This is a genomic window from Limnohabitans sp. B9-3 (assembly GCF_002778325.1).
GTDB lineage: Bacteria > Pseudomonadota > Gammaproteobacteria > Burkholderiales > Burkholderiaceae_C > Limnohabitans > Limnohabitans kasalickyi.
Genome location: NZ_NESI01000005.1, coordinates 1 through 13,892, shown reverse-complemented (window position 1 = coordinate 13,892; position 13,892 = coordinate 1). Strand labels below are relative to the sequence as shown.

General features: G+C 55.2%; 12 protein-coding genes. 3 read left to right on the top strand and 9 right to left on the bottom strand.

Features of this window, described 5'->3' with window-relative positions; translation table 11 throughout:
• Position 1 precedes the first annotated feature (1 nt).
• A complete protein-coding gene (locus B9Z42_RS09190) occupies positions 2-1,429 on the bottom strand; it encodes an aldehyde dehydrogenase family protein (RefSeq protein ID WP_100133084.1) in 1,428 nt (475 codons plus the stop codon).
• Between the two features lie 134 nt (positions 1,430-1,563).
• On the opposite strand from B9Z42_RS09190, the gene B9Z42_RS09185 reads away from it, so the two are divergent.
• Complete coding sequence (locus tag B9Z42_RS09185; protein WP_100133083.1) at positions 1,564-2,532, top strand: metal-dependent hydrolase; 969 nt, start codon at positions 1,564-1,566, stop codon at positions 2,530-2,532.
• Positions 2,533-2,560: 28 nt separating this feature from the next.
• Here the strand turns inward: B9Z42_RS09185 and B9Z42_RS09180 are convergent, their stop codons facing one another.
• The 4 genes from B9Z42_RS09180 to infA form a co-directional block, all read right to left on the bottom strand.
• A complete protein-coding gene (locus B9Z42_RS09180; protein ID WP_100133082.1) occupies positions 2,561-3,490 on the bottom strand; it encodes an LD-carboxypeptidase in 930 nt (309 codons plus the stop codon).
• 20 nt (positions 3,491-3,510) lie between these two features.
• Positions 3,511-4,641 (bottom strand): tRNA adenosine(34) deaminase TadA, encoded by a 1,131-nt coding sequence (gene tadA / locus B9Z42_RS09175; RefSeq protein WP_233203585.1) that lies wholly within the window; start codon positions 4,639-4,641, stop codon positions 3,511-3,513.
• The gene (locus B9Z42_RS09170; protein ID WP_100133081.1) at positions 4,638-5,300 is read right to left on the bottom strand and encodes an FMN-binding negative transcriptional regulator; all 663 of its coding nucleotides are present in this window, start codon (positions 5,298-5,300) and stop codon (positions 4,638-4,640) included. Before B9Z42_RS09170 ends, tadA begins: the two co-directional genes overlap by 4 nt.
• A 68-nt stretch (positions 5,301-5,368) precedes the next feature.
• Positions 5,369-5,626, bottom strand: a complete 258-nt coding sequence (gene infA, locus B9Z42_RS09165) for a translation initiation factor IF-1 (RefSeq protein WP_100133080.1) — start codon at positions 5,624-5,626, stop codon at positions 5,369-5,371.
• A gap of 134 nt (positions 5,627-5,760) precedes the next feature.
• On the opposite strand from infA, the gene B9Z42_RS09160 reads away from it, so the two are divergent.
• The gene (locus B9Z42_RS09160; protein WP_199172015.1) at positions 5,761-6,870 is read left to right on the top strand and encodes an efflux RND transporter periplasmic adaptor subunit; all 1,110 of its coding nucleotides are present in this window, start codon (positions 5,761-5,763) and stop codon (positions 6,868-6,870) included.
• Between the two features lie 12 nt (positions 6,871-6,882).
• Entirely contained in the window at positions 6,883-9,978 is a 3,096-nt protein-coding gene (locus B9Z42_RS09155) for an efflux RND transporter permease subunit (RefSeq protein WP_100133079.1), read from the top strand.
• Between the two features lie 21 nt (positions 9,979-9,999).
• Here B9Z42_RS09155 and B9Z42_RS09150 read toward each other — a convergent pair whose 3' ends face one another.
• The 4 genes from B9Z42_RS09150 to B9Z42_RS16125 all read right to left on the bottom strand — a co-directional run bounded on the left by B9Z42_RS09150 (position 10,000) and on the right by B9Z42_RS16125 (position 13,742).
• Positions 10,000-10,953 (bottom strand): amidohydrolase family protein, encoded by a 954-nt coding sequence (locus B9Z42_RS09150; RefSeq protein WP_100133078.1) that lies wholly within the window; start codon positions 10,951-10,953, stop codon positions 10,000-10,002.
• A 47-nt stretch (positions 10,954-11,000) separates the two neighbouring features.
• Positions 11,001-12,164: a serine hydrolase gene (locus B9Z42_RS09145; protein WP_100133077.1), complete on the bottom strand. Its 1,164-nt coding sequence runs from the start codon at positions 12,162-12,164 to the stop codon at positions 11,001-11,003.
• A 74-nt stretch (positions 12,165-12,238) separates the two neighbouring features.
• Positions 12,239-13,144, bottom strand: coding sequence for an alpha/beta fold hydrolase (locus B9Z42_RS09140; RefSeq protein ID WP_100133076.1), 906 nt, complete (start codon positions 13,142-13,144; stop codon positions 12,239-12,241).
• Between the two features lie 193 nt (positions 13,145-13,337).
• Positions 13,338-13,742 carry a hypothetical protein gene (locus tag B9Z42_RS16125; RefSeq protein WP_143474066.1) on the bottom strand — a complete coding sequence of 135 codons (405 nt, stop codon included), beginning with the start codon at positions 13,740-13,742 and terminating at the stop codon, positions 13,338-13,340.
• Positions 13,743-13,892: the final 150 nt, after the last annotated feature.

Below are 13,892 nucleotides of genomic sequence, written 5' to 3'. Positions count from 1 at the left end.
TTTAAGGCGTGGCGGGCTTGAATTGGAGCGCTTTGAACTCCAAAAACTCTTCAAACCCGAACTTACCATTTTCGCGGCCGTTGCCCGATTGTTTGTAGCCGCCAAACGGCGCGTTGCTGTTGAAAGGTGCGCCGTTGATGTCCACCTGACCGGTGCGAATGCGGCGTGCGACGGCCACCGCGTGGGATTCGTCGTTGCTCCACACGCCGCCTCCCAAACCGTAGATGGTGTCGTTGGCAATGCGAATGGCTTCAGCCTCGTCGGCGTAAGTGATGATGACCAACACGGGGCCGAAGATTTCTTCTTTGGCCAAGGTGTCGGTGGCTTTCACACGCAGAATGGTCGGTTGCACAAAGTAGCCTTTGTCGAATGCTGGTTTCTGTGGGCCACCGGCCACCACTTCGGCGCCCTCTTGAATGCCTTGTTCAATGAAGCCGATCACGCGGTCGCGCTGGGCAGCGCTGACCAAAGGACCTAAGCGGGTGCTCTCGTCCAAACTGGGGCCCAGCGTGAGTTTGGCAATCGCGGTTTGTGCGATCTTTTTGGCTTCTTCGTAACGCGACTCAGGCACCAACATGCGGGTGTGCGCCGAGCAGGTTTGACCGCTGTTCAACATGCAGGCCGAGATGCTGCCTCTGATGGCGGCTTCCAAATCGGCGTCGGGCAAGATCAGGCTGGCCGACTTGCCACCCAACTCCAGCGCCACACGTTTGATGCTTTGTGAGGCCAACTCGCCCACACGTTTGCCCGCGCGGGTGGAGCCGGTGAAGCTGACCATATCGACTTCAGGATGGCTGGCCAACACCTCGCCCACTTCGGGGCCTGTGCCGTTGACCAAGTTAAACACGCCGGCAGGCAAGCCCGCTGCGTGGATGATTTCGGTCAAGATCATGGCGTTGATGGGCGCGATTTCGCTGGGCTTTAACACCACGGTGCAACCGGCGGCCAAGGCAGGCGCCACTTTCAACGTGATTTGATTCAGCGGGAAATTCCAAGGCGTGATGCAACCCACCACGCCAATGGGCTCGCGCACCACCAGCGAGTTGCCCACTTTCTCTTCCCACACAAACCGACGTGCCACTTTGGCCGCATTGCCCCAGTTGAACACGGGACCGCCCACTTGAATCATCTTGGCGAGCTTGATGGGCATGCCCACTTCGCGGGCAATGGCGGTGCCCATGTCATCGGTGCGGTCCTTGAGGCCTTGCACGATTTTGTCGATGTACGCGCAACGGGTTTCAACCGGCAATTGCGACCAGCTGTCAAACGCGGCACTCGCCGCCAACACCGCTTGCTCGGCCTCAGCGCGGGTGCCTTGAGGTACCGTCGCAAACACTTCTTCGGTGGTGGAGTCATGCACTTCAAAGGTTTTACCCGATTGCGCTTTGACCCATTGGCCGTTGATGTAGTGGTCGGTGTAGTGCGTCATGTCAGTGCCTGTTGTTTGCAAAAGTTGCAATATAGTACATTTTTATCGACCGACCGGTCGGTGAATTCCCTGTATTAAAGTGCACTTTATCGGTGGCAACTGGGGATATTCAAGAATGCTGATAATCCATACCCATGGAACACAGCCAAACGCCCTCGCCTCCATCCTCGCATCAAGACGCCCTTCACACAGCGGCTTTGGGGGCATCAAACCCCGTCAAGCTGACAGTTCGCCGATTAGGGGTTGACTTGTCCCAAGGCTTCAGCCGGCACTGGAATGGTGGCGATGCATTTTTGACCGCCTATTGCAATGCCCTGTCGATGAGCTTTCCAACGGGCGAGCAGTTTTTTGTTGACGCCGTGAAGGCAGGCCTCAAAGCCCTGCCCGACACGCCCGCCAACGCCGCGTTGCGTGAAACTGCCAAGGGTTTCATTGGGCAAGAGGCCACCCACCGCCATCTGCACGCGCTGTACAACGCACATCTCCTCAAACAAGGTTTTCAAAACGCATGGGAGCTCCGCGCGGCCAAGCGCATTGCCAAAGCACACCAAGATTTTTTCAGCAAAAGCGACAAGCCTTACCTGCACATGTTGGCCGTGACGGCTGCGTTTGAACACTACACCGCTATTTTTGGCGACCTGAGCCTGGAAGACTTGGATGGCCCGGGTGACATGTTTGCGCACGCCGAAGAACCTCTTAAAACCCTGTGGCGCTGGCACGCCGCCGAAGAGTCTGAACACAAAACCGTGGCCTTTGACTTGTATCAGAGCTTAGGCGGCAACCACACTTGGCGTTTGCGTTGGTTCACCTACGTGTCGATTCAATTCACCCTCGACATCATTCGCCAGACGATCAACAACCTGTGGCATGACAAAACTTTGCACAAGCCATCCACATGGTGGTCTGCCCTTAAATTCACCGTCGGCCCACACGGTCTGGTGTGGCGGGTGGCCAAGCCCTTGTTGGCTTACCGCCGCAAAGATTTTCATCCCAACGACGTGGGCTCAGCCACGGCTGCCGCCACTTGGCTAAGCGGTCATGCCGACCGCTGGACGCCGGTCGGTGCGTCTGCCAGCTTAGCGAAAGCCCCTGCCCAAACTTAAAGGTGGGGGCTGGTGGCGCGTCACGCGGTCAGTGATCGCCGTGCGCCCACAGCAGCAAGGCGTCGCGATCTTCCACCACCAAGCTCACTTTTTGGCCCACAGGCAAGCACAGTTTGGTCGCCACATGACCAAACGGTAAATCGGTCAACACGGGCACTTTGAGTTGGCTGCGCAAGTTGTCGACCACGGTTTGCAGCTTGAAGCCTTTGTCGTGCGGCGTGAGTTTGAAACTGGTGAATTGCCCCAGCACCACTGCCTTTTGTTTTGCCAAGACACCCGCGTGCAACAGTTGCGTCAGCATGCGCTCAATGCGGTACGGGTGCTCGCCCACATCTTCCAAGAACAACACACCACCTTGGATGTTGGGGAAATAAGGTGTGCCGAGCAACGACACCAGCACCGCCAAGTTGCCGCCCCATAACACCGCGTCTTGTGCCCACACGCCGGCGCGACGATGAGCTACAGCCTCGGCACAACGTGTTGAAAAGTGCCAACCTGCGCCCTCGCCCTGCCCGCTCACCATGTCGTCAAAACAGGCTTCCATGATGTCGTCGGGTTGCTCCGCGCCAAAGTCTTCGCCCAACGCGGGGCCCGCCCATGACACGGCACCCGTTTGGGCCAGCAAGGCATTTTGAAACGCGGTGAAGTCACTCAAGCCCACAAACTGCGTGCCTTTGGCGATGGCTTTGGCCACTGTTTTGTATTTGATCTGCGGCAAGATGCGCGTCAGGCCGTAGCCACCGCGCGAGATCAAGGCCACATCAGCGCCGCTGGCTGCAGCGCGGTGGATGGAAGCCAAGCGGGTGGCGTCGTCGCCAGCAAAGCGGGTGAAGCTGCTGAGCGCGTCCGCGTCTAACTCAACCTCGTGCCCGAGTGTTTTGAGGCGTGCCACGCCGCGTTTGAAAGCTGCTTTGTCGCGCACTGCGCCGCTGGGGGAATAAATGTAGATATGAGCCATGCCTGAATTGTCGTGGCAATTCAGGCGCCGGTTGAACGATGTGGCGTGAACGGTGGCGTAACCAACAAGGCGCTTAAGGCGCGGGGGCCGGCACGGTGTCCGGTGTCGGGGTAAGGTGCTTCGCGCAGCGCGGCCGTCAAGGCACTGCGGGCGTTGAGCCACTGCAAGTGCAAAGGCTCGCGTTGGTGAGTTGTCCAAAGAGCCTGAGCAGCATGAACCAATGGGGCCATACTGTGTGGTGCATACAAAGCCACTGGTGCGGGTTGCAGTTGCGCAAAAAATTCGACCAGCACTTGGGCATGCCAAGCCAAGCTGTGCGCCTTGTCTTTTTTCGGTTTGTCCGAAGCCCCGAAGCCAGGCAAATCCAGGGCGATGGCGGGGCGTGGACCGGCCAGCTCTGCCATATAGGCGGCGCTCCAAGTATCGGGGCCATGCAAATAGACCTCGGGCGCAGCTTCGCTTCCGAGGCTAAACGACGTTTCAGACAGGGCATTAAAAGATGCTGTGCTCGCTGACTTTAGGTTGTCAAACCAGTGCAAGCGCAAACCCTGCAAAGCAGGCAAATCGGTCGTGAAACACGACAGGTCAGTGGGCAAATCCAAGCCTTGCCAAGCGCTGTCGGGGGTGCGCAAAGCGTCATCGCGCAGCGGGGTTTTATGCAGCTGGTTGTGCAACTGTTTCTGCAGGCGTCGATCTTCAAAGAAATGCTGCAACTGTTGCGCACATTCAGCGGCCAGCACCCCACCCGAGACTTCGGTTTGATGGTTCAGCTGTGGGTAGCCAAAGACATTCAGCACCGAACCCGCCGCGCCTGTTTTGGGCTCGTGTGCGCCAAACACCACCCGCTTGAAGCGGGCATGCAGGGCCGCTCCGCTACACATGGCGCAGGGCTCTAGGGTTACATATAGGGTGCAATCGTCGAGTCGGTAATTGCCCAGTGCTTGAGCGGCGGCGCGTATGGCATTGACCTCGGCATGCGCGGTGGGGTCGGTGTCACCCAATGGCGCGTTATGCGCAGACGCCACCACCTGCCCTGCCCGCACCACCATGGCCCCAACGGGTACTTCACCCGCCAGCGCAGCAACTTGCGCCTGCGCCAATGCGAGCCGCATAAACATACGGTCGTCGTCAGGCGATATCGCGTTGCTCATGAACCCTCGAAGGGCTTAATGGCGGCCGGCGATTCCGCCTGTTCAGGCACCATGCCAAGCGTGACCATCCAAGCAGCCAAGGCGCGCTCATTGTCGTTGCCGGCTTTGTAAATGGCGTGCATGGCCGCATGCGATTCGGGCCGGTGTTGGTTGAGTTTGAGCTTGCATTGCAAGTCAGTGATACGCAGCTCAAAGGCCACGATGCCGTTCAGCATTTTTTGTTGGTAGTCGGTTTCTAACCCACGCCATTGCGCTGCATAGGCAGGCTCATGGTCACCAATGAGAGACTTGAGCAACTTGTCTTTGGATGGCGGTTCGTCGATGAACACAACGTCAGCCCGGGCGTGGACAGCCAGGTAGCTCCAAGTGGGCACACGCACCAAATCTGGGTACACCTTGGGCGACATGTACGCCTGTGGCCCCATGAAAGTAACCAAGGCACGGGGGCGCGCTTGCAAAAACCGCCAATGTGGGTTGGCTTTGGCGCAGTGTCCGAGCAAAACGAGCGGCTCATCGGCCTGTGCCAAGTGCAGGGGCAAGTGCGTGACAAAAGGAAAGCCCTCGTCATCGACACTGATCAGGCTGGCAAGAGGATGGCCACGCATGACATGCAACGCATGGGCTTTGTCTTTGGGATTGAACTGTGGCGGCAAGTACATGCAAAAGCCCTCAGTGAAATAGGGTGGTGCGCCAGCCGTGTGAGGCCACCACCTTCAAGCAAAAACGCTCAGAAGCGGCGTTTGACTGCTGGGCCTGGGCCCTTGCCTTCGATGTGACGGAAGGTCACACGGGCTTTGTTCATGTCGTAGGGAGACAGTTCGACCGTCACTTTGTCACCTTCGATGATGCGGATGCGGTGCAGGCGCATTTTGCCGGCGGTGTATGCGATCAGTGAGTGACCGTTTTCTAAGGTGACGCGGTAGCGAGAGTCGGGCAAGACCTCGTGTACGACACCCTTCATTTCGATCATTTCTTCTTTTGCCATGTACTCAGTGTTCTCTAATTTAAAAATCTAGCCCAAAACGGGCGATCACAAACAGCCTCACATTGTAGGGGGTTCGAGGTTCAAACCTCATGCGACCCATAAAATGCCAAAGAGTTAACGAAAACGGGCGAATTATGAAATCAGTGATGGGTGTTGTACTGGCTGCAACGGCGCTTTTTGTCAACGCCTCCGACGATAAAACGAGCGCGACACGGCACCTCGCCAAACCCACGCTGAGCGTTCAAGTGGTCCGACCCACACAGCGCCTGATCAATCAGCAAGTTTCGGCCAATGGCGCTGTCGCAGCTTGGCAAGAAGCGAGCATTGGTGCCGAAGTCAATGGCTTGCAGATCACAGAAGTACGTGTCAATGTCGGTGACCATGTCAAGCGAGGAGACGTGCTAGCGGTCTTGCAATCCGACACCCTGCGTGCTGAGTTGGCGCAAGCGGAAGGCAGCTTGGCCGAAACGACAGCCAGCGCCTTAGAAACCCGTGCGCAGGCCGACCGTGCGAAATCGTTGCAACAACAGGGTTTTATCAGCCCTGCTCAGCTGAGCCAAACACTGGCAGCAGATGCCGTGGCTCAAGCGCGGGTGCAATCCGCACGCGCTGCAGTTCAATTGCAGACCGTGCGCTTGGCCCAAACCCAAGTCAAGTCCCCCGATGCCGGCGTTATTTCCACCCGACAAGCGACCGTGGGTAGCGTGGTGAATGCGGGTACCGAGTTGTTTCGCCTCATCCGCCAAGGCCGCCTTGAATGGCGGGCTGAAGTGACTTCGGCTGACATTGGCCGCATCCAGGTTGGTGCGCCGGTGCAGATCACGGCTGCGAGCGGCCAAATCTTGCAAGGCAAAGTGCGGATGGTCGCGCCCTCGGTGGATGCGCAAACACGCAACGCCTTGGTTTATGTGGACCTACCCGCCCAGACCGGCTCAGCTAAAGCGGGGATGTATGCCAAAGGCGACATCCTCCTTGGCAACAGTCAGGCCATGACAGTGCCCCAGACTGCCGTGGTCCTGAGAGACGGGTTCAGTTACGTCTACACCCTCGGCGCTGATGACAAAGTGACCCAAGTCAAAGTACAAACTGGTCGCTTGAACGGTGACAGCGTGGAAGTTTTGTATGGCCTTCAGGCTAACGCTCAGGTTGTGGCCAGCGGCGGTGCCTTTTTGAACAACGGCGACACCGTGCGTGTGGTCGATGCCCCGGCGCCTGCCACCAAGCCAACGCCTTCGGCCAAATAACTAAGGGACGCCATGTTCAACGTGTCCTCTTGGTCGATCCGCAACCCGATTCCAGCGGTCATGCTGTTTGTCCTGCTGTCGGTGGCGGGCTTCATTGCGTTTGGCGCGATGAAAGTGCAAAACTTTCCGGACCTTGACCTGCCCACCATCACGGTGACCGCCAGCTTGCCAGGCGCCGCGCCCTCGCAACTCGAAACCGATGTAGCCCGCAAGCTCGAGAACGCCCTCGCCCCGCTGCAAGGGCTGAAGCACATCACCACCAAGGTGCAAGACGGCGTGGTGTCGATCACTGCCGAATTCCGCATGGAAAAGCCGGTGCAAGAAGCGGTGGACGACGTGCGCTCGGCCATTCAGGGTGTGCGAGCCGATTTGCCCGGCGACCTGCGCGACCCCATCGTGAAAAAAATCAATTTGGCCGGCACGCCCGTGCTGGCTTACACCGTGCGCTCGACCCGCATGGACGATGAAGCCCTGTCGTGGCTGGTCGACAACGACATCACCCGCAAGCTCTTGTCGCTGCGCGGCGTGGGCGCGGTCAACCGCGTGGGTGGCGTCACGCGTGAGGTGCGCATTGCCCTGGACGTGAACCGCCTGCAATCGCTGGGCATCACCGCCGCAGAAGTCTCGCGTCAGCTCAAGCAAGTACAGCAAGAAGGCTCGGGCGGGCGTATGGACCTCGGCACCGGCGAACAACCTGTGCGCACCTTGGCCACCGTCAAGACGGCCAAGGAAGTTGGGCAGATCGAATTGGCCACATCGCGAGGTGGTCGAATTCGCCTAGACCAAGTGGCCACTGTGAGCGACACACTGGCCGACGTCCGTTCCGCAGCAGCACTGGACGGCAAACCTGTGGTCGGCTTTGAAGTGGTGCGCAGCAAGGGCGAAAGCGAAGTGGCCGTGGGCCGCCTGGTGCGCCAGGCGCTGGCCGATTTCCGCATCCAAAACCCCGACATCGAGATCACCGAAGCCTTTGACTTTGTGACCCCTGTCGAAGAGGAATACACCGGGTCACTCCACCTGCTGTACGAAGGCGCGATTTTGGCGGTGCTGGTGGTGTGGCTGTTTTTGCGCGATTGGCGGGCCACCTTTGTGACGGCCGTCGCGCTGCCGCTGTCGGTCATTCCGGCCTTCATCGGCATGGCTTACTTGGGCTTTTCCATCAACGTGGTCACCTTGTTGGCCCTTTCGCTGGTGATCGGCATTTTGGTGGACGACGCCATTGTTGAAGTAGAAAACATCGTGCGCCACTTGCGCATGGGCAAGACGCCTTACCAAGCGGCCATGGAGGAGGCTGACGAGATCGGTTTGGCGGTCATCGCCACCACCTTCACCCTCATCGCGGTGTTTTTACCCACCGCTTTCATGTCGGGCATTCCCGGTAAGTTCTTCAAGCAGTTTGGCTGGACCGCCTCGTTGGCAGTGTTTGCCTCGCTGGTTGTCGCGCGGGTACTCACGCCCATGATGGCGGCTTACCTTCTCAAACCCATTGTCGGCGCTGAACATGAACCCAAATGGTTAACCCGCTACGTGGTCTGGGTGGCCTGGTGCATGAAGCACCGTGTGGTCACCATGGGTCTAGCCACACTGTTTTTCATCGGCTCCATCATGCTGGTGCCGCTCTTGCCGCAGGGCTTCATTCCACCTGATGACAACTCGCAAACCCAGGTCTATGTGGAGCTACCACCTGGCTCAACTTTGGCCCAAACACAAGCCAGCGCTGAACAAGCACGTACGCTGCTGACCCAAGTGGCCGATGTCAAAAGCATCTACACCACCATCGGCGGCGGCAGTGCCGGCTCCGACCCATTTGCCGGAGGCGGCGCGGCCGAAGTGCGCAAGGCCACGCTCACCATCCAACTCAGCGAACGCGGGACGCGCCCACGCAAGCAAGTCATCGAAAGCCAAATCCGCACTGCGCTGCAACAACTGCCCGGCGTTCGCACCAAAGTCGGCTTAGGCGGATCGGGTGAAAAATACGTCCTCGTGTTGACCGGTGAAGACCCTCAAGCACTGCAAACCAGCGCCATGGCGGTCGAGCGCGACCTACGCACCATCGACGGCTTGGGCTCAATTGCGTCCACCGCCAGCCTGGTGCGCCCCGAAATCGCGGTACGCCCCGATTTTGCCAAAGCCGCCGATTTAGGCGTGACCAGCGCGGCCATCAGCGACACCCTGCGCGTGGCCACCTTGGGTGATTACGACGCTGCCCTGCCCAAGCTCAACCTGTCGCAGCGACAAGTGCCCATCGTCGTCAAGCTGGATGACGCTGCCCGCAAAGACCTAGGCGTCCTCGAGCGCCTCAACGTACCTGGCAGCCGCGGCCCCGTCATGCTGGGCCAAGTGGCCACCATCGAAGTCGCCAGCGGCCCAGCTGTGATCGATCGCTACGACCGCCAACGCAACGTAAATTTTGAAATCGAGCTGTCAGGCATGGCCTTGGGCGATGTGACGCAAGCGGTGCAAAAACTGCCCGCTCTGCAAAGCTTGCCGCCGGGGGTGAAGGTGGTGGAGATCGGTGATGCTGAAGTTATGGGCGAGCTGTTTGCCAGCTTTGGCCTGGCCATGATGATTGGCGTGCTCTGCATTTACATCGTGCTGGTGCTGCTGTTCAAAGGCTTCTTGCACCCGGTGACGATTTTGGCGGCGCTGCCGCTGTCGCTGGGCGGCGCGTTTGTCGGTTTGTTACTGGCGCAAAAGAGTTTTTCCATGCCCTCGCTCATCGGCTTGATCATGCTCATGGGCATCGCCACCAAAAATTCGATCTTGCTGGTGGAGTACGCCATCGAAGCGCGGCGCGGTAAGCTGGCAGAAGGTAATCACCCTGCCGTACCCGGAATGAACCGCTGGGATGCATTGATAGACGCTTGTCACAAACGTGCCCGTCCGATCGTGATGACGACCATCGCCATGGGTGCTGGCATGCTGCCGATTGCCTTGGGTCTGGGCAGCGCCGATACCAGCTTTCGCTCGCCCATGGCGATTGCGGTGATTGGCGGACTCATCACCAGCACCGTGCTAAGTTTGCTGGTGATCCCCGTGGTGTTTACCTATTTGGATGATGTGGGGCTTTGGGTGGGGCGCCTATATGCACGCTGGCAAAAACGCTAAAGCCTCACGAGGTCACTCGGTTCATTCTTTAAGGTTAAAAATACGTACAGCATTGGTGTAGGCCACTTTTTTCATCAATTCGGGCGGCAGATAGGGAAGTAAGTTTTTCCGTATCTCTTGCACCATATCGCTGTAGGCGTAAAACCATCCGCAACAGGCATCTGTACCGATCATGATCTGATCTGGGTAAGTTTCAATCAGGTTTTTCCAAGCAGGGCGCAACCCATTGCTGTCAAAAGCTCGGGCAGGTCGATTGATTTTCAATATATTATTATGAACAGCCCCGGTGGCTGACATTTCACAAACGATATTTTTACGCTGTTGAAATAAGTTAGCAAGATCACTTGGCTGTGCCAGTGGCAAACAGTGAGACAACACAGTGATTGACTTGGGGTAATCTGCCGATAGCTTCAAAATATCTGCGGTGAACTGCTCATCTTGCTGGGCATGTATTTGTATAAATCCCTCGTTGTTATTCGCAATGGCGTACATCCTGCGTATCGCCGGATTGTCAGCACGGATTTGCCGCCTTATATTTTGAGGACCGCTTGAGTGGTTGTCAGTGTGAAGTTCACCAAAACCTTTGATGGTTCCGTTCGCAAACATTTCCTCTGCATTTTTGTACAAACGTTTGTAAGACCAATTGTCTTCGTCTGTCAGGGCCGATGCACCACGACTGAAGAAAACTTCCATAAACTCAATTTGACCCACTGCAGGGATGTATCGTTCTTTCAATGCATCTGCAACATCCGATCTGTAGTCACCCACAGCACCGCCCCACCTGACATTATTTTTGTCCATCTGCTCCAAAATTGCAGCACTGGACGGTCCCCCGCGCGAATAAGTGTGCATGTGAACATCTGCAATTGGAATAGTTTTTGCCATATCCAATGACTCTGCACTAGGCTGAGCACTCACATTTAAACTGCATAAGAAAAGTGGCAAAGAAAGCAGCCAAAAACGAATACTTTTCATAAAATATACTTTCTTATAAAGTTGTTAACATTTTCGAGCGCTGATGATTAATTTCTTTGCCACTTTGAAAATAAATCACCCACTTGATCCAAATAGCTTTCGCGAAAGCTTGTCACCACCAGGATTCTCTCCTTTTCAGCATCCACTGCAACACGTTGACCGCCATAACCCAGCCACCAGTAAGAAGTCCGTGGCCCGCTTGTATTGATCCAAGTTTGGTAGCCATAAGCCCGATGTGCGCGCCCCACACTGCCGTAGTTAGCAATAAGGGGGCTAGTCGCTTCATTCATGAAATTTTGCTGGCAAATCGTGCCAGACTTCTTCAGCTTGATGGTGTACATCGCCAGCCGTGCCCAATCCCGACTTACCGCACTAAAGCCTGCTTGTGCGATGGCCTTGTTGTCTTTATCTAACAACCAAAATCCAGCGCTTTCGGCGCCAATTTTGCTCCAAAAATGTTGTTCAAATTGTTGGATAAAACCACCATTTTTATCGATGATATTGGACAGTGCCAGCGTATCTGTGCCCGCGTATCGAAACTCTTTACCGCTGGCAATATCCCTCTCTTTCACCTTTTGTAAATACTCGACCCCTGACAAGCTCTGAGAGCGCTGCATTTGCCAGCCATCACAATCTATACCTTCTTTGCAGTTGTCTTTTCTTATTAGATGGTCTCCTGATGAAATTGCTTTTCGCACACCGGAGCTCATCATGAGTAAATTGCGCACAGTCGCCTCTCCATAAACTGTGCCTTTCAAATCGTCACTATAAATATCAGCGCGCTGATCATAATCAATCATTAGGTTTTCACAGTTTGCCAACCCCATTGTGTAAGCCGTCAGGCTCTTGCTCATTGACCAAGAAAAATTAGGGCGGTCTTCTTTTGCTGGGGCGTTGTAGGCTTCAAAAATGATTTCCCCCCGATCGACCAAAACTATACTCAGCAAGGGATTGTTATTGGCAATAATATGAGCCTGTCGAACGATGTCAACCTCTCCACCTTGTGGTTCACGCTTTCTCAATATCAAAGGTGAAATGCTTGGTGAAATACGGTAATTTTTAAACTCAGTTGCCATATCTCCTGCAGCTCGACGCGGTGTCACCTCAGTAGGCTGAGCATTTGCGTTAACACAAAGTAGTAAAAATACGAAAGCAATAGGCGTCAGTAATTTCTTAATAAAGCTCTGAAAAGTGCCAATAAAAGATAACATTAAATTCCTTTTTTCGCGGCATAGCCCCTTTCATAAGGGGCAGCATCATTTCAAAGATTTATAGTTTTACAAGTTTAGGCTCTTTGGCTCAACGTGATCAATTCCAATACAGCTTGAGCAAATACTTCCGGCACTTCTTGCGGCACATTGTGGCCGGCGCCTGCCACAATACGGTGGTCACGAGGCCCCGTAAAGTAAAGAGCCTGCGTTGCAGCAGGGAGCGCAGGGTTCACACCATCATCCGCACCATCGAAGGTGATGCTTGGCACCCGAATAACAGGCTGAGCTGCCAAGCGCTGTTCGATTTCTGCAAAAGCGGGGTCACCAGCCACCAAACCGTAGCGGTGCCGATAGGAGTGAATCACCACATCCACAAAGTCGGGGTTGTCAAACGAAGGCGCTGTGCGTGCAAATTGGTCCGCAGTAAACGCCCAGGTTGGAGACCATTGTTGCCACAACAACTGCGTCAGCGCGTTCCGGTTCATTTCTAAACCTGAGCGACCACGCTCATTGTGAAAATAATATTGGTACCACAGCAAATGCTCGCGCTCTGGCGCTGCGGGTTCCAAGGCGCGAGCAATGTTCTGGATGTTGTAGCTGTTGCACGACACCAAGCCTTGGCAACGCTCAGGCCACAAAGCCGCCACCACACAAGCGGCGCGACCGCCCCAGTCATAGCCTGCTAAAACCGCTTTTTGAATCTGCAAAGCATCCATCAAAGCCAACAAATCGGCACCCAATGCGGCTTGCTCGCCAGAACGCAGGGTGCTGGCATCTTTGAAGCGCGTCGAACCAAATCCGCGCAAATAAGGCACGATCACTCGGCAGCCTGCTTGAACCAGTAAAGGCGTGACATCGACATAGGCCTGAATGTCATAAGGAAAGCCGTGCAGCAGAAACACAACAGGGCCATCCGCTGGGCCTAGATCTGCATAACCGACGTTCAGAACGCCGGCGTCAATTTGATGTGTGGCTTGCAATTTCGGTCATTCCCACTCAATAGTTACTCGCTTGGGAATCCCTGTGTTTATGCGCCCTACAGAGCGCCGAATGTCATTGTGTAACTTTTGCGAAACAATAACTCAGTCTTTAGGTGATTATCGTAGCACGATAGAACCATATGAATCATGGACTTACTGAGACTTGGTTACACGCTGTGAAAGCATGAATCACTCAATTAGGTGGAACTTTGTACGTAGTGAGCACGTTTTTGGAAATCAAATCAGCGATTAATTTATTCGTGAACTGAATAGACCCATCACGTAAAAGCATGTTTACGAAGTAAAACGATGAGCTTAAGAGGCTCAACTCAATATCTTCAAAGCCTAACTTAGCATCTTTTAAGTCAGCCTCATAAAGACTAGGGTCAGCCAAGTACTTGCCAATCAGTTCATATGCTTCAGATAGTGGGTTTCCCATTGAATCACCATGATGAGTAACTTTTAGAGTTGAAAGTGATGCCAACCTTGAGCCAACTATGTAGTGGTGATGTGGCTTTATTTCTGTTTGTTTGTAATCTAGAGTGATGTTATTACTCTCTAAGTTATCAACACAAGAAACCATCAAGTTATCAAGCAAAGAAACATTGTTAAAGACACTAAGAGGGTGTCCCGAATTTTGTGTAAACGGAGCGAGTGTTAATTCGTCGGCATCCTTCCCTCAAACTGGATCGTAAATCGGTTCAGCACGGGCTTCCAGTTTTGCACCGGCATCGTCCACTTCTTGGCG